Origin of the sequence: Neoroseomonas eburnea, from assembly GCF_018129005.1 — a bacterium.
Lineage (GTDB): Bacteria > Pseudomonadota > Alphaproteobacteria > Acetobacterales > Acetobacteraceae > Neoroseomonas > Neoroseomonas eburnea.
Genome location: NZ_JAAEDL010000022.1, coordinates 81,308 through 95,343, shown reverse-complemented (window position 1 = coordinate 95,343; position 14,036 = coordinate 81,308). Strand labels below are relative to the sequence as shown.

The following is a 14,036-nucleotide window of genomic DNA, read 5'->3' as shown; positions in this document are numbered from 1 at the left end:
ATGCGCGCGCGGACCTCGGGGTCTGCGAGGGCGCGCTTGCTCGCCTCCGACATGCGCGCGCGGACCTCGGGGTCTGCGAGGGCGCGCTTGCTCGCCTCCGACATGCGCGCGCGCGTCTCATCCGACAGCCTCGTGCCGGGCGGCCTGCCCCGGCGGCGCGGGGGCTGCACAACGTCACTCATGGCGCGTCTCCGAGCGCGGCGCGGGCCTCCAGGATCAGCGCAGATCGATCCCGCGCCTCGGGCAGCAAATCGTCGAGGTCTGGCGGCAACGGATCGCCGACCGTCCATCTCCGATAGATCGCCGTCTGGCATTGCACCATGCTCTCGGTGTCGAGGATCAGATGAGGCAGCATGCCGGCGATCAGGCTCTTCAGCCGATCGCGCTCTGCGGCGAGTGCGCGCAGCGCTGCCGCGGTCCAGCGACAGATTGGCGGGCCTGCGCAATCTCCGCGCTCCGCCATCCCGTCCAACAACGCGGCCAGCCGCTCCACCGCCTCCGCATTCGTGTCGGGTTGGCCGCTCATGCCCCGTCCCTCGTCGCGCCGGGGTGGTCGTCGGCGAACGATGCGCGCCGACGCTCGATCAGGTCCTCCGCCTGCCGCACCAGATCGGCGTCGCCAGCCTCCGCGATGCTGCCTAGGTGCGGACCCATCGCCGCGCGCCACTGGCTGACGGCGCTCAGGTCCTCAAGGCCGCCCAGCGCCTTGCCGATGGCGGCCAGCCACACGGCCTTGCGCACCGCGACCAGCCGGCCGTCTGGGGCCAGCAGCGGGAGCTGATCGTCGGCCGGCGCCGCGGGCGGTGCGGCTCCACCGGCGGCCCATGCGCGCAGCGCTTCGCCGGCATCCTCGCCGATCGTGCGCCCGGCGGGAAACATCCCGCGGTGCTGTTCCTGTAGCTTGTGGGGCAGGTCGAACTGCGGCAGGCCCGGCGCGCTCGGGATCAGCGTGAAGGACGCCGTCATCTCGAACATGAAGCGCTTCTCGCAGATCGGCATCCAGCCGAGGGGTCGCACCAGGGTCTTGCCGCCCTCGCGGACGATCTCGATCTTCTCGTCGGCACGCAGGCAGAAGATGAGATGCGCGCGCATCTGAAGCAGCGCGTTCATCAGCTTCTTGTGGGCGAGCTTCGGGTCCTTCCAGTTGCCCGGCGACTTAACGCCGTTGGCCGCCAGCTCGTCGGCCCAATCCATGATGCCGCCCTCGCCGTCATACTCGTGGCTCATGCTGTCCACGATGACGACGGAGGCGCCGGCGTCCTCTGCGGCGCGGATCGCCTCGACGAAGCGCGCGGGCCGGAAGGGCGGGCGCATATCGGCATGGAGGAAGTCGAAGCGGTCGGCGTAATGCAGGGCGCGCCGTGCCTCGGTGTCGATGAAGGCGACCTTGCCGCCGCCGGAGAGGCCGCGGGCCAGACGCAGCGCGGAGAAGGTCTTGCCGGACCCAGAGGCGCCCGCCAGCGCGATCAGCAGGCCGACATTCTCGCGGCTCGCCGGCCGGAAGGAGAAGGAGGCGGTCATGCGAACGGTGCTCCCGAGTTCACCACGCGCTGGCTCTCCGGCATGTAGAAGGGCTTCGCCTTCGTCTCGCGCTCGACGCGAAGGGCGCGCTCCTCCCACTGCATCATCGCCCAGGACGGCGCCTCGACCGCTGCGACGCGCGGCGGGTAGGACGGCCACTCGCCGCTGTGGATGCATTGCCCCCACAGTTCCAGCGCGGCCCGCGCCTGCTGCTCGGCGAAGTGCATCAGGTCCGGCGCGCATTCGCAGACCGACACGCCATGCGGCGCATCCCGCTCGACGACGATGAAGCGGAACCCGCTCGGTTCCAGCCCGAGCGCCCGCGCGCCGCGCAGGTAGAACGCCGCCTGCAAGGCATAGCCGTCGCTCGTCAGCTTCTTGCCCCAGGCGCCGGGCTCGGCAGACCCACCGACCGTCTTGAGGTCCCAGACGTAGCCAATGGGCGCGGTGGTGGCGCGCAGCCAGTCCACGCGGGAACGGCACCAGACCGGGCCGGCTGCGGTATCCTCGCGCCAGACCATCACGCGCTCGGCGACACCCGAGGCCAGCACATCGCCGACCTCGTGGCCCCGCAGCGCAGCCCGCACAGCGGCAGCCGTGCCTTCGATCTCGGCCCACCGATGGGCGAGGATCGGCACCTTCCCCGTCTCGCGCGCGAGCCGGCGCGCTTCCTGCGCCTCCTTCTTCCGCCAGTCCGGGAAGTCGCACAGGGCGACCACGCCGCGGTTTTCGAGGATCGCGGCATGCAGCGCCGTGCCCTCGTCCTGCTGCGTGGTCGGCTCGCTGTCCTGCCAGGACGGGTTGAGCCGGGGGTGCGCCCACCGCGCATGCGCCGGGCTCTGCGACAGCAGGATGTGCGCGATGCTCGCCGAGAGGGAGAGCTGCGCGACAGGATCGGCGTGGTAGCGCGCCGCCGGCATCTCGTAGAGGCCGGGCGAGGTGATGTAGGTCACAGGCACCCCCCGCCGAGCAGGCGATAGCCGCCGAGCAGCAGGATGATGACGATCGCCCAGCCGAGCATGGAGAGCAGGCCGAGCACGATCATCTGCGCATACAGGCTCATGACGGCAGCCTCGCCACCACCAGCCTGCGCGCCTCGTCGGCCAGATGCCGGATGCGCGCGCTGTCGATGCGCACCTGCTGCCGGTCCACGGCGCCATCCGCCGCCGCCAGCGCGTCGAGGTCATCGCAGCGCACCACGATCGCGGTCAGCGCAGCGAGCAACCGCGTGTAGTCGGACACCGGGAGGTTGTGCAGGACCGCGCTCATCGCTCAGCCCTCCGCCAGCACCGAGCGCAGCGCGCCGGCCTGATGCCGGTCGAAGACCAGCGGCAGGCGGTTGCCGTTCGGGGAGAGCACGAGCGCACCATCCGGGCGCTCGCCCACCTGCACGACGACGCCATTCGTGGTGACCAGCGTCGCGATCACGGCGAGCGCAGGGCCGGCATCGCTGCCCGGCGCCGCTGCGTCCTCGGTCGGCTGATTGGGGGACAGATCGAGTGTCACAGGGACACCTCCTTCTTGATGCGGCTGAGGTCGGTGCTGATGGCCGAGCAGGTCGCGGAGACCTCGCGCGCCATGCGGGCGGCCTCGTCGGCCAGAACGTCGGTGAGCGCCTGGCGCGCCTCGCGCAGGCAGCGCAGCGCGCGGTCGTAGGAGCCGTTCGTGAAGGCGAAGTCGTCGGCCTGCTGGACGCGATAGAGCTCGTCCTCGGCCAGCCGCACGCGCGCTTCGGCCTCCGCTCTGGCGGCGGCCATCACGCGGGCTCCCTCGCCTCGATCATCCGCTCGACCAGCCGCACCGCGGACTGCTGCAGCACGAGGCGCGTCGGGGCGAGCGCGTCCCAGGCGGCGTCCCTGGCGGCGGCCCAGGCGGCGGCCCTGGCGGCGTCCCTGGCCTTCATCGCATCAGCCCGCGCCGCTTCGATCGCGCCGCGAATGCTCGGCACCTGCGCCATGTCGGTGATCTCCGGCAGCGACGAGAGCGCGTCCGCCTGCGTGGTCAGCCCGGCGAGCCGCAGCCATGCCGACGTGTGCTCGCGCACCAGATAGTCCGCGGCCATCAGCGCGCGGCGATGCTCCAGCGCCCGGCTTCCGCGCGTGCCGACCAGCCGAGGGATCAGCGGCCGAAGAAGCGCGTTGCGCTCATCATCCGGCAGACCGTCGTTCCAGGCGCGGCAGAACGCCGCAATCACGGGGCAGGCACAGGCGGGGCTATCCGACCACGGCTCGCCGGCGACGAAGGCGACCGCCTCCATGACGCACATCGCGCCGCTGTCGGGATCGTGCGCCCCGGTCGAGAGCGGGACGCCCTCGATCTGCTGGAGCCTCGCTGTGTCGATCTGCGGCATCTCCGCTCCTCCTTGGGGTGGAGGGGAGATAAGAGCGATCATCGCGCAAAATCAAGACTAAAAAGCGTGATGAACGCACTTTTATGGTGCACGCCCAATCGGCCCTCGCTCGCGACCGCTCCCAGCTCCGCGAGGGGACGAGTTAGCTTCTGATCCGGCAGATCACGGAGCAAGCAATGAAGACGGTGCTGGGGATAGGCCTTTCCGTGGTGCTGTTGCTGCTTGCGAGGGCAATCGGGCGGGCCACTTCGGGAACGCTCTACCGCCTGAGCAGCGGTTATCCGCAGGCCGAAGATTGGATGTGGATCGCCGCTCTGGGGCTTCCGGCCGGTGCTGTTATTGCGGCCTTCCTGAGCGCGAGGCGAGTGACCGCGGAGGAGGGCAGAGCCGAATACGACACGGCGAAACTGGCGCGAGGCCTGCTCGCTATTGGCGGGGCTGCACTGGCAGTCGGCGCGCTCTTCGCCATCTCGTCCGACCGCTACGACACCACGCGCGATCTGGGGCTAGTGCTCGGGGTGATCGGCGCATGCTTGGCGGCTGTCGCCTGGTACCTGCGCGGGCTGGAGGCTTAGGCCACCCTCACCGCCTGGTGGCGGCGCCGAAACTCTGGGCTGTGTAGTGCCCGCCGTCTCCGCCTCCTACTAGGCATTGTGTCTCATGGCGTCTAGGAAATCATCCTTGCATGGCGTGCCCGCGGCCGGCATGTTCTCTGTATGTTCACGCAGCGGGAGGGGCCATGAACGAGGGTAAAGAACTGCGGTTCACAGCCCCGAAGTGGGTGTGCCGTGCATGCTTTTTCGCCGCTTCCTGCCCCGAGGCTTCTTCCCCGTGGACAAAGCGGTGTCCACTGGAAGCCCGTGCTTCTCAAGTGCCTCGGCCTCAAGCAGCTCGCGAATTAGGTCGTCGTCTAAGCCAACCAACCTGCCGGTGATGACGTATTCCGCGGTCACGCCCGCGCCGGTGGCCGTGACCGCCGCGATGAAGCGGTGCAGCGCGATCGGATTGATCTTGGCTGTGCCTCGCTCCATCCGGCCCCATGCGTCTCTGTCGATCATTCCCAGCTTGGCTGCGTCGTTCTGATCGAACCCGAGGCGGGCGCGCAAGCGGGTCAGGCGCTGGCCCTGCTGCTCTTGGATCTTGAGCGCTTCCTCAGGCTCGAAATCAGCCGCCTTGACCATGCGTCTCGGAATAGAAGCGCTGGCCGCGCAATTCCACGGTGAAGACTGCGGTTGAATTTGCGCGATCATCGCGCTAACTCTCGCGCATGGACCATACGGAGATCATCGCCCGCCTGGGCGGCATAGACGCTGTCGCGCGGGGGGTCGGGCGGCATCGCAGCCGCATCTCTGATTGGCGTCGCCACGGCATCCCGCCCTCTGCGTGGGTCCAGGTCGCGGCGCTCGCGGCCAGGCAAGGCATGTTGGGCGTGACGCTTGAGGTGCTCGCGAAAGGCAAGCCCAAACAGGCTGTACCGCCACTGCCTCGCGGTCGTCGCCCGGCGACGGCAGGTCAACCGGCTGCTGGGGTGGTGTGATGCGCTCATCGCGGCACGTAGACCGGCGGGATGAAGATCGGCTGCGGGGCCGGGGTCACAGGCGCCGGTGCAGCCAGCACCGCGTCGATGCGCCGCTGCCGCTGGTTCTCCTGCTGCATCAGGCAGTTCCCGAAGGCGTCGGTGCCCGGCGTGAAGCCGTATTCGCGCTGGCACCGATCCCGGTAGCCGGCCAAGCGTTCCTCCGGCGTCTGGCACCCCCCCACAGCCACCGCCATCGCGGCGAGGATCATCGTGAGCTTCATTCCCTGCCCCTCCTCCGGGCGCAGGGACGCTATCACGGCGCCGGCATCCGTCACCGGGCCGCCCGCCCCGGAGCACGGGCATGAACCCCGCGCGCGCTGTCTTGGAGGAGTGCACGGAGGCCGTCCGCGCCATCGTGCGCGCCGAGCGCGCGCAGTCCGGCAGCGTCAAGCGCGCCGTCCATCTGGCCGCCTCCCGGCTCGGCCTCTCCACCCGCCGCATCGAGGCCTACTGGTGGGGCGAGGCCGCCTCCGTCCAGGCGCACGAGGCCGACGCGATCCGTCGCGCCAAGGCCGCCATGCACGCCGAGGAAGCCGCGCGGCTCGCCGCCGACCTGGAGCGGCACCGGCGCGCGCGCAGCAAGGCCCGCAAGGCCATCCGGCCCGTCCTCCACCTCAAGCCCCCGGCCCCGCCGCGCCGCCAGGGACGGCTCGCGCTGTGAAGGCGGCGGTCTGGGAATATCCGCATCGCCACAGCACGCTGCAGCGCCTGCGCACCTCCGAGGCGCAACGCCAGCGGCATCGCCGGCTCGATCCCCTCACCCTGATCAACATGCAGCCCATCGCGGGCACCCGGTACGCCACCTGCAGGTGGATCCTGCAAACCGGCCGGCCGCCGCTGTTCTGCGCCGCTCCGGTCGCCGCGCCCGGATGCGCCTGGTGCGCCGACCACGCGCGGATCGTCTTCGTCCAGCCGCCCGACTGACCTGCACGCCCTGCTGCGCCGCGGGCGGCGGCGCGGCGCTGACATGGAGAGCCGCATGGCCCGCAAGAGCAAGACCAACGGTCCCCCGACTATCGAGCCCGAGCAGTTCCTCGAACACCTGCGCGCCTGTGTCGAGGCGGATCGGCAGCTCGAGAAGGCGCGCGACCTGCGCAAGGCTGCCCGGAAGCGCGCCAAGGCGGCCGGCGTCGCCCTCGCCGACATGGATGAGGCGCTGGTGCTGTCGCGGATGGAGAGCGCGACCATAGCGCAGCGGTTCCGCAATCTCTCCCGCTACTCCGAATGGATGGGCAAGCCGCTCGGCACGCAGGCGGAGCTGTTCGGCGCGACCGACGACCAGAAGCCATCCGAGAAGGCCACCGCCCAGCATGCGGAATGGGCCGCCGAGGAGGCGGGCTACGACGAAGGCCATTCCGGCGCGGCGCGCGACGCCAACCCCTATCCCCCCGGCACGCTGTTCGCCGCGCGGTGGGATGCCGGCTGGGCCCGCGGCCAGGCGGACATCGTCGAGGGGCTGCGGACCGGGACGCCGAAGAAGGGCCGGAAGGGCAAGGGCGGCCACCCGGAAGACCGGCCCGCCGCGTGATGGCCGGCGGCGTCCTCGCCCTCGACCTGGCGACACGGCTTGGCTGGGCGTTCGGCGCGCCCGGCCGGCGCGCGCAATGCGGCGTGGTGCACCTGGTCGGCCGCGAGCCCGGCGCGGTGTTCGCCGCCTGCGTCGATGCCGTGGCCGATCTGCTGGACCTGCACCAGCCCAGCCGGATTGTCGCCGAGGCGCCGCTGCCCGTCCAAGCACAGACGCATGGCCGCACGGCCGAGCACCAGTTCGGCCTGCATGCAGTGCTCCTGCTGCTCGCCTATCGCCGCAGCCTGCCGGCGAGCCTGGTCCGTGCCGACGTGGCGCGGCGTTCCGTCCTGGGCCGCGCGCGCTTCGGCGGTCGGTCCGAAGCGAAGGAGGCCGTCATGGCTTGGTGCCGCGGCAACGGCTTCGACCCCGCCGACGACAACGCGGCGGACGCCATGGTCCTGCTGCACCATGCGCTGGGGGCTCCTCCATGACCTTCTGGGAGGACGTCAACGCCGGCCGCATCCGTCTCTCCCGCTGGGAGGACCAGTTCGTCTGGGACTGCCGCGCCGCCGGCGCGTGGTGGTCGCATATCGCCCAAGCCATCCTCGAACGCCGCGCCCGCCGCCGCGAGATCGTCGCCAAGGCCCGCACGGGCCGCGAGCGCGCCCGGGTGCTCCGCTGGCGGGAGGAATACCGGCGCGAGCAGCGGGAGCGAGCCGTCCGATGAGCGACATCCCGCACGTCACCGACCACGCCATCGAGCGCGCCCGCCAGCGCCTCGGCCGGACCCTCCGCCGCGACGAATGGAACGCCCTCCTGCTCGCCGTCGTCGAGCGCCGCGCCCTGCTGCTCGCCACGAGGCCGGGCGGCAAGGAAATCTGGCTGGCCAGCGTCGGCGAGGTCCCCGTGCGCGTCGTCTGGGCGCCGGACACGGCCATCATCGTGACGATCCTGCCCGACACCCCTGCCATCACCGCCGCATCGGCAGGCATGAAGGCCAGACCGGTGCGGAAGTCATTTCGCAACAACCTGCGCTACCTGCGCTACCTGCGCGGCAAGCGGCAGCGCGGCAGCACGATCTGGGCGGAGGGAGATGGGCGATGAAGGCCGTCCCTCTCATCGTGGCGCGCCGCGCGTGGGAATGCGCGCTTGACCTTATCGGCGCTGGCGATCCGCCAGCCCCCGACTTCGTCACCGATGCCGCGCGGCGCGGCCCGGACTGCCTCACCTGGGGCGACTGCCAAGCCCTGTTCATCCTGCACCGTAGGGAGCCTCGCGTCTGATGGCCCGCATTCGCAGCGTCCACCCAGGACTGTTCACGGACGAGGCTTTCGTCACCGTCTCGCCGCTCGCGCGCATCCTGTGGATCGGCATTTGGACCGAATGCGACGACCAGGGGGCGTTCGAGTGGAAACCCGTCACTCTCAAGATGCGCATTCTGCCGGTGGACAATGTCGATGTGCCCGCCCTGCTGGCGGAACTCGTCGCCGCTGACATGATCCGGGCCTACACCGTGGACGGCCGGCAGTACGGAGCGGTTCGGAACTTTGCCAAATTCCAGCGCCCCAAGAAGCCGAACTCGCTTCACCCCATCCCAGATGAGTTCCGAACCTACCTCGGCTCAAGAGGGGCGAGTTCGGAACCGGATGACGATGACGCCGGAGGGAGTTCCCCACCGGCGCCACCTGATGGGCCTCTGGTTCCGCAAAAGTCGGAAATCGCTCCGCAGATGGAGGATGGAGGATGGAGAGAAGAGAAAGAAACCCCCTCACTTCGTTCGGGGTCAAAGAAAGACCCGCCTGCGGCCCGACGAGGAACCCGCCTGCCGCCCGACTGGCAGCCCAGTGACCGCGAACGCGCCTTCGCCCGGCAGCTCGGCCTCGATCCCGACGCCGTGGCCGAGCGGTTCCGCGACTACTGGCACGCCAAGGCCGGCAAGGACGGCGCGAAGCTCGACTGGCCAGCGACCTGGCGGAACTGGTGCCGGACCGAGGTCGAGCGCCTGCCACGCCGACCGCCACCGCAGGACGAAATCCGCTTCTCAGGTGGGATGCCGGTCTGATGGCCTACCGTCCAGACCCGTCCAGGCCGTTTCTCGTCGGGGACAGCCTCCCCGACATCCTCGCCGAGGCCGGCATCGCGCTCGGCCGTGCGCAGCTCCCCTCGCCGGGCGGCACGGTCAAGCTCCTGTGCCCGGCCTGCGGCGGCGGAACCACGCGCGAGGCCTCCCTGTCGCTGCACGTGGACGATGACGGCGCCGGCGCGGTGTGGCAGTGCCATCGCGGCAAGTGTCCCGGCAGCGCCATCGTGCCTGGCAGCGGGCGCATCGCCGCGCCGCGAAGCGGCGTACAGCGGCAGCGCGAGCCGGCGAAGCCGCCCCGGCAGTACCAGCCCGAGGCCATTGCCCGCCCCGAGACGCTGTACCGCTGGGCTGAGGAGCGCGGCATCAGCGCCGAGACGGTGGACGCATTCGGGCTGTTCGTCGCGCCCGCATGGTTCCCCCAGGCGCAGGAGGAGCGGCCCGCCATCGTCTTCCCATACCGCTGGCGCGGCGAGGTGGTGGGCCACAAGTACCGCGACCGCGACAAGAACCACGCCCAGGACCCCGGCACCTTGCCGACCCTGTTCAACATCGACGCAGTGACGAGCCCCGACGTGGTCGTCTGGGTCGAGGGCGAGCCCGATGTGATGGCGGCCCACGAAGCGGGCTATCGGCAGATCGTCTCCCTCCGCGACGGCGCGCCAGCGCAGCTCCGTGACGAGGATGACCCCAAGCGCCGCGACGACAAGCGGTTCGCCGCGCTAGACACCCATGCCGACCTGCTCGCCGAGGTGGCGAAGTTCATCCTGGCCGGCGACATGGATGAGCCCGGCCGCGTGCTGCGCGAGGAGCTTGCCCGCCGGCTCGGCAAGCACCGCTGCTGGATCGTCACTTGGCCGGAGGGCTGCAAGGACTGCAACGACACGCTCCGGCAGCACGGGCCCGAACGGGTCCGCGAGTGCATCGAGGCGGCCCAGCCATACCCGATGGCCGGCGTGCAGCGCGTCGTTACGGGCACCCTGCTTGCGCACCGCGCCGCGCCCCCGCCACCCGTGCTCAGCACCGGTACCGGCGCCGGCGACAAGGTGTTCCGGTTCCCAGGCGACGGTCGGATCATCGTCATCACCGGGTACCCCAACCAGGGCAAGACCGCCTTCGCCACCTTCAGCATGATCCACGTCATGCGCGAGCACGGGCGCCGCTTCGCCGTGTTCTCGCCGGAAATGCTCCCATGGCAGGAGTACGCCGCGCGCTGCGCCGAGGTGCTTACCGGCAAGCCATTCCGAGGCGGCCCGCAGATGGCCGGCATGACAGACAGCGAGCTCGCCGACGCGGAATGGTGGCTCGGCGACCGCCTGATCATGCTCGTCCCGGACAGTGAGGATGCCGCGCCGACGCTAGATTGGGTGCTGGAGCGCACCCGTGCGGCCGTACTCCAGCACGGCGTGACCGATCTCCTCATCGACCCGTGGAACGAGCTGAGCTTCGACCGCCGCGGCGAGAGCGAGACGGACCACATCGGCCGGGCGCTCCAGCGCCTCCGCGCCTTCGGCCTGCGGCATGGCGTCAATGTCTGGGTACTGGCCCATCCAGCCAAGCCGCCACCTCTGCGGCCCGGCGAGAAGGTGGACCCGCCGTCGCTCCTGTCCATAGCAGGCAGTGCCCATTGGGCGAACAAGGCGGACCTCGGGCTGACCGTCCACGAGGGCAAGGTTTTCGTCACCAAAGCGCGCTTCCGGCGGTGGGGCCGCCGCGGCACCAGCGTCGCGCTGGACTTCGATCACGTGACCGGCCGTTTCAGCACCCCGCTCGGCGGCTACGACATGGAGCCCGCGGCGTGACCATGTCCGCCCGTCTCAGGATTGGGCACACCGCACCACACAACGCCCACAGCCACATTCATAGACAAATCCACAACATCATCCGCTTGACAGCACTTTTCGCCATCTGGACAGCGCTTCGCGCGCGCGGATCACTATTCCCCCTTGCGCCGCCCTCTCGCCATCTGGACAGCCATCCAGCATGAGCCAAGCCCTGGCGCGTTCCGGCGAAACGCACGCTGACCGCTCTCTCACCGAGAAAGAGCACCGCCTCGTCGAGGCCATCGTCCACGCCGCCTCCCGCGGCGCCACCCTCACCCGTGAACAGGCCGGAACCGCCGCAGGCTACGGACGAGGCGAGGTCGCTCGCATCCAAGCCTCTCGCGCCCTTCAGCGACCTGCCGTCCGAGCCGCCCTCATGCAAGCCCTGCAGGAGGCCGCTCAGGTTGACGCGGCGAGCTCTCTCGCAGTGTTACGACACCTGGAGCGCAAGGCGAAAAGCGAGCGGGTGAGGCTGGATGCAGCGCTCGGCGGGTTGCGCATCGGCGGTCTCGACACGCAGCAGGCCCAGAGCGGGGCGCAGGGAGTGGCGATCCAGATCGTCTTCCGGACCGACGCTGGCGCACTGCTGGCGCAGTCGCAGCCGGTGACGCTGGAAGGCCAAGCGGATCAAGGCGTTGCGCGGGTAGACCGCGCCCGTGATGAGGGCGAGGGTGGGCAGGCGGACGGATCGGCACCCCCTCCCCGGGGTCGCTCGCGGGCGGCCAAGGGCACCCCCGGGGTCGAAAACCGCGCGCGCCCCCCCGCCGCCGGGTCACCCGCCCGACGCGGGGGGCGGAAGTTGCCTGGGAAAAATTCTGGGGTGTCGGATGGGTGAGGTGGTGGTCCTGCCGGTGGTGACGCGGCTGGATGTGCCTGCGGAGCGCGTCCTGTCCTGCGCGATGGAGGCGGGGCTTGAGAAGGCGGTCGTGGTCGGCTGGACGGCGGAGGGCGAGTTCTACTTCGCGTCGTCGCTGGCGGATGGCGGCGAGGTGCTGTGGCTGCTGGAGATGGCGAAGAAGCGGCTGCTGGAGGCGGGCGGTGGCTGAGGATGGCGTTGTGCATCTTCGGTCGGTGCCGCCGGTCCGGATTGAGCCGGACGGGGCGGTGCTGGAGGCGTACATCGCGTCGCGGGCGCCGGTGAAGATCGTTCAGGGTCCGGTGGGGTCGGGGAAGAGCACGGCGTCGTGGCATGCGCTGATGGTGAATGCGCTGCTGCGGCAGACGCCGAGCACGGGGGGGATGGGGCTTCGGAAGGGGGTTCGGTATCGGCGGACGCTGGTGCTGAGGAACACGCTGAAGCAGATCAAGGACACGGTGCTGCCGACGAAGGCGCTGGTGATGCCGGCGCATGTGTGGGGGGAGCCGACGCTGTCGGGCCGGCCGCGGCACCACATCCGGATGCCGGGGGTGGATTGGGAAATCCTGTTCTATGGGCTGGATGACCCGGTGGCGTCGCTGGAGGACCTGAAATCGCTCGAGGTGAGCGATGTGTATGTGTCCGAGGCCCGGTACATGGCGCGGGAAATCCTGGTGGCCGCGTTCGAGCGTGCGGGGCGGTATCCGCCGCTGGCGGCGGGCGGGTGCGTGGAGCCGCAGATGCTGGGGGACACGAACGCGCCGGAGGTTGGGAGCTGGTTGTCGATCATCAGCGGGCAGTCGCCGATGCCGGAGGGGCTGGGGCTGGAGGAGCGGCTGGCGTACCAGAAGCCGGAGGGGTGGGAGTACTGGTTGCAGCCGCCGGCGGTGCTGGAAGAGCGGGACGCGGCGGGCGAGGTGGTGGGGTATGTGCCGAACCCGGCGGCGGAGAACCTGCAGTATCTGCCGGGGGGGCTCGACTACTACGCGAAGAAGATCGGCGGCCGGACGCGGGGCGAGATCGAGACGGAGCTCGGGAACAAGCCGGGGGCGCGGAAGGCGGGCAAGCCGGTGTGGCCTGGCTTCCGGCGCGAGGTGCATGCGCGGGCGGGGCTGGAGCCGGTGGCGGGTCATCCGCTGCTGGTGGGGGTGGACTTCGGGCGGACGCCGGCGGCGGCGATTGGGCAGCATGTGTTCGGCGCCTGGCGGGTGTTCCGGGAGATCGTGACGGACAGCATGGGCGCGCGGGCGTTCGCGCGGCTGCTGAAGGCGTCGCTGGCGCAGTGGTATCCGGAGTTCGATTGGGCGTGCTGGGGGGACCCGGCGGGCGAGAACATGGAACAGAGCGATGACGTGTCGCCGTTCCTGTCGCTGCGGGCGGAGGGTGTGAAGGTGCTGCCGGCGCCGACGAATGACTGGGTGGTGCGGCGCGATGCGGTGGGGGAGCTGCTGGAGCGGATGGCGGATGGGCGGCCGGCGTTCATGGTGGATCCGGGGCATTGCCCGGTGCTGACGGCTGGGCTGGATGGCCAATATGCATACCCGCGGATGGCGACGGGGGATGAGCGGTATGGGGACCGGCCGCTGAAGAACCGGTTCAGCCATGTGGCGGATGCGCTCCAGTACATGGTGCTGGGCGGTGGCGAGGGCCGGGTGCTGTTCCAGCGGACGGCGGTGGGCCGGGCGGTGGCGCCGGCGCGTGTGGTGCGGGCGGCGACGTGGCGGCATCGGGGCTGGGGGACGCGGCGGTGATGGCTTGGCCCGGGCTGCATTCCTGGATGGTGGTGTTCGAGCCGACGACGAGCGCGTGGTGGGGGCGGTTCCTGGCGCGCGGGTTTGGGCATTGCTGGGCGATGGGCTTCGATCCGGCGGCGCGCGTCTGGGTGGGTGTCGAGCCGCTGTTCCAGGGCACGCTGGTGCGGGTGCTGTCCTCGGAAGCGGTGCACGGCGTGTTTCTGCGGGCGAAGCTCGGGGAGGTTCGGCTGCTGTCGGTGCCGCATGTCGGGGCAGAGGTGGTGCGACCGCGGTTCTGCGTGACGTGCGCGGGGGCGGTGGCGTCGTTGCTCGGGCTGCGGCGCTTTCCGTTGACGCCATGGGGGCTGTTCTGGACGTTGCGCCGCATGCCCGGGGTGAAGGAGATCTGGCGTGGGGGCGAAGAAGCCGTCAGCACCGGCGCCGCCGCAACCGAGTGCGGCGGAGATAGCCGCCCAGGAGCGGGCTGCGCGGGAGAAGGCGCTGGAAGAGGACCGGCTGCGGCGTGAGGAAGACGCGCGGCGGCGCGGGCTTCGGGGGGCGCAATCGCTGCTGGGAAGCGGCGG

25 protein-coding genes are annotated in these 14,036 nt (G+C 70.5%); 15 read left to right on the top strand and 10 right to left on the bottom strand.

Annotated elements, in window-relative coordinates:
• The 8 genes from GXW74_RS19990 to GXW74_RS19955 form a co-directional block, all read right to left on the bottom strand.
• A partial coding sequence (locus GXW74_RS19990) for an NUMOD3 domain-containing DNA-binding protein (RefSeq protein ID WP_211848314.1) occupies nucleotides 1-182 on the bottom strand: 182 nt, incomplete at its 3' end.
• Nucleotides 179-526, bottom strand: coding sequence for a hypothetical protein (locus tag GXW74_RS19985; protein ID WP_211848313.1), 348 nt, complete (start codon nucleotides 524-526; stop codon nucleotides 179-181). The genes GXW74_RS19990 and GXW74_RS19985, both read right to left, overlap by 4 nt.
• A complete protein-coding gene (locus tag GXW74_RS19980; RefSeq protein ID WP_211848312.1) occupies nucleotides 523-1,521 on the bottom strand; it encodes an AAA family ATPase in 999 nt (332 codons plus the stop codon). The genes GXW74_RS19985 and GXW74_RS19980 overlap by 4 nt, the downstream gene beginning before the upstream one ends.
• Nucleotides 1,518-2,474, bottom strand: a complete 957-nt coding sequence (locus tag GXW74_RS19975) for a PD-(D/E)XK nuclease-like domain-containing protein (RefSeq protein ID WP_211848311.1) — start codon at nucleotides 2,472-2,474, stop codon at nucleotides 1,518-1,520. The genes GXW74_RS19980 and GXW74_RS19975 overlap by 4 nt, the downstream gene beginning before the upstream one ends.
• 106 nt (nucleotides 2,475-2,580) lie before the next feature.
• Nucleotides 2,581-2,790, bottom strand: coding sequence for a hypothetical protein (locus tag GXW74_RS19970; RefSeq protein ID WP_211848310.1), 210 nt, complete (start codon nucleotides 2,788-2,790; stop codon nucleotides 2,581-2,583).
• A gap of 3 nt (nucleotides 2,791-2,793) precedes the next feature.
• Nucleotides 2,794-3,027 carry a hypothetical protein gene (locus GXW74_RS19965; RefSeq protein ID WP_211848309.1) on the bottom strand — a complete coding sequence of 78 codons (234 nt, stop codon included), beginning with the start codon at nucleotides 3,025-3,027 and terminating at the stop codon, nucleotides 2,794-2,796.
• Nucleotides 3,024-3,278, bottom strand: coding sequence for a hypothetical protein (locus GXW74_RS19960; protein WP_211848308.1), 255 nt, complete (start codon nucleotides 3,276-3,278; stop codon nucleotides 3,024-3,026). Before GXW74_RS19960 ends, GXW74_RS19965 begins: the two co-directional genes overlap by 4 nt.
• Nucleotides 3,278-3,871 (bottom strand): hypothetical protein, encoded by a 594-nt coding sequence (locus tag GXW74_RS19955; protein ID WP_211848307.1) that lies wholly within the window; start codon nucleotides 3,869-3,871, stop codon nucleotides 3,278-3,280. The genes GXW74_RS19960 and GXW74_RS19955 overlap by 1 nt, the downstream gene beginning before the upstream one ends.
• A 176-nt stretch (nucleotides 3,872-4,047) precedes the next feature.
• On the opposite strand from GXW74_RS19955, the gene GXW74_RS19950 reads away from it, so the two are divergent.
• The gene (locus GXW74_RS19950) at nucleotides 4,048-4,446 is read left to right on the top strand and encodes a hypothetical protein (RefSeq protein ID WP_211848306.1); all 399 of its coding nucleotides are present in this window, start codon (nucleotides 4,048-4,050) and stop codon (nucleotides 4,444-4,446) included.
• A 189-nt stretch (nucleotides 4,447-4,635) separates the two neighbouring features.
• Here the strand turns inward: GXW74_RS19950 and GXW74_RS19945 are convergent, their stop codons facing one another.
• Complete coding sequence (locus GXW74_RS19945) at nucleotides 4,636-5,121, bottom strand: helix-turn-helix domain-containing protein (protein WP_211848305.1); 486 nt, start codon at nucleotides 5,119-5,121, stop codon at nucleotides 4,636-4,638.
• Nucleotides 5,122-5,138: 17 nt separating this feature from the next.
• Here GXW74_RS19945 and GXW74_RS28775 point away from each other — a divergent pair, with 17 nt between their 5' ends.
• Entirely contained in the window at nucleotides 5,139-5,408 is a 270-nt protein-coding gene (locus GXW74_RS28775; RefSeq protein WP_408903882.1) for a carph-isopro domain-containing protein, read from the top strand.
• A 5-nt stretch (nucleotides 5,409-5,413) separates the two neighbouring features.
• Here the strand turns inward: GXW74_RS28775 and GXW74_RS19940 are convergent, their stop codons facing one another.
• Nucleotides 5,414-5,671 (bottom strand): hypothetical protein, encoded by a 258-nt coding sequence (locus GXW74_RS19940; protein ID WP_211848304.1) that lies wholly within the window; start codon nucleotides 5,669-5,671, stop codon nucleotides 5,414-5,416.
• 80 nt (nucleotides 5,672-5,751) lie between these two features.
• On the opposite strand from GXW74_RS19940, the gene GXW74_RS19935 reads away from it, so the two are divergent.
• The 13 genes from GXW74_RS19935 to GXW74_RS19875 all read left to right on the top strand — a co-directional run bounded on the left by GXW74_RS19935 (nucleotide 5,752) and on the right by GXW74_RS19875 (nucleotide 13,979).
• Nucleotides 5,752-6,111 (top strand): hypothetical protein, encoded by a 360-nt coding sequence (locus GXW74_RS19935; protein WP_211848303.1) that lies wholly within the window; start codon nucleotides 5,752-5,754, stop codon nucleotides 6,109-6,111.
• A complete protein-coding gene (locus tag GXW74_RS19930) occupies nucleotides 6,108-6,374 on the top strand; it encodes a hypothetical protein (RefSeq protein WP_211848302.1) in 267 nt (88 codons plus the stop codon). Before GXW74_RS19935 ends, GXW74_RS19930 begins: the two co-directional genes overlap by 4 nt.
• A gap of 55 nt (nucleotides 6,375-6,429) precedes the next feature.
• Nucleotides 6,430-6,978 carry a hypothetical protein gene (locus GXW74_RS19925; protein WP_211848301.1) on the top strand — a complete coding sequence of 183 codons (549 nt, stop codon included), beginning with the start codon at nucleotides 6,430-6,432 and terminating at the stop codon, nucleotides 6,976-6,978.
• Nucleotides 6,978-7,451, top strand: coding sequence for a hypothetical protein (locus tag GXW74_RS19920; protein ID WP_211848300.1), 474 nt, complete (start codon nucleotides 6,978-6,980; stop codon nucleotides 7,449-7,451). The genes GXW74_RS19925 and GXW74_RS19920 overlap by 1 nt, the downstream gene beginning before the upstream one ends.
• Nucleotides 7,448-7,687: a hypothetical protein gene (locus GXW74_RS19915; protein ID WP_211848299.1), complete on the top strand. Its 240-nt coding sequence runs from the start codon at nucleotides 7,448-7,450 to the stop codon at nucleotides 7,685-7,687. The genes GXW74_RS19920 and GXW74_RS19915 overlap by 4 nt, the downstream gene beginning before the upstream one ends.
• Nucleotides 7,684-8,064: a hypothetical protein gene (locus GXW74_RS19910; protein WP_211848298.1), complete on the top strand. Its 381-nt coding sequence runs from the start codon at nucleotides 7,684-7,686 to the stop codon at nucleotides 8,062-8,064. Before GXW74_RS19915 ends, GXW74_RS19910 begins: the two co-directional genes overlap by 4 nt.
• Nucleotides 8,061-8,243 (top strand): hypothetical protein, encoded by a 183-nt coding sequence (locus tag GXW74_RS19905; RefSeq protein ID WP_211848297.1) that lies wholly within the window; start codon nucleotides 8,061-8,063, stop codon nucleotides 8,241-8,243. The genes GXW74_RS19910 and GXW74_RS19905 overlap by 4 nt, the downstream gene beginning before the upstream one ends.
• Entirely contained in the window at nucleotides 8,243-9,022 is a 780-nt protein-coding gene (locus tag GXW74_RS19900) for a hypothetical protein (RefSeq protein WP_211848296.1), read from the top strand. Before GXW74_RS19905 ends, GXW74_RS19900 begins: the two co-directional genes overlap by 1 nt.
• Nucleotides 9,022-10,842 carry a toprim domain-containing protein gene (locus GXW74_RS19895; protein ID WP_211848295.1) on the top strand — a complete coding sequence of 607 codons (1,821 nt, stop codon included), beginning with the start codon at nucleotides 9,022-9,024 and terminating at the stop codon, nucleotides 10,840-10,842. Before GXW74_RS19900 ends, GXW74_RS19895 begins: the two co-directional genes overlap by 1 nt.
• Nucleotides 10,843-11,023: 181 nt before the next feature.
• Nucleotides 11,024-11,698: a hypothetical protein gene (locus GXW74_RS19890; protein WP_211848294.1), complete on the top strand. Its 675-nt coding sequence runs from the start codon at nucleotides 11,024-11,026 to the stop codon at nucleotides 11,696-11,698.
• Nucleotide 11,699: 1 nt separating this feature from the next.
• Entirely contained in the window at nucleotides 11,700-11,909 is a 210-nt protein-coding gene (locus GXW74_RS19885) for a hypothetical protein (protein WP_211848293.1), read from the top strand.
• Between the two features lie 10 nt (nucleotides 11,910-11,919).
• Nucleotides 11,920-13,470, top strand: coding sequence for a hypothetical protein (locus GXW74_RS19880; RefSeq protein WP_211848292.1), 1,551 nt, complete (start codon nucleotides 11,920-11,922; stop codon nucleotides 13,468-13,470).
• Nucleotides 13,470-13,979 carry a hypothetical protein gene (locus GXW74_RS19875; RefSeq protein WP_211848291.1) on the top strand — a complete coding sequence of 170 codons (510 nt, stop codon included), beginning with the start codon at nucleotides 13,470-13,472 and terminating at the stop codon, nucleotides 13,977-13,979. The genes GXW74_RS19880 and GXW74_RS19875 overlap by 1 nt, the downstream gene beginning before the upstream one ends.
• The last annotated feature ends 57 nt before the right edge of the window (nucleotides 13,980-14,036 follow it).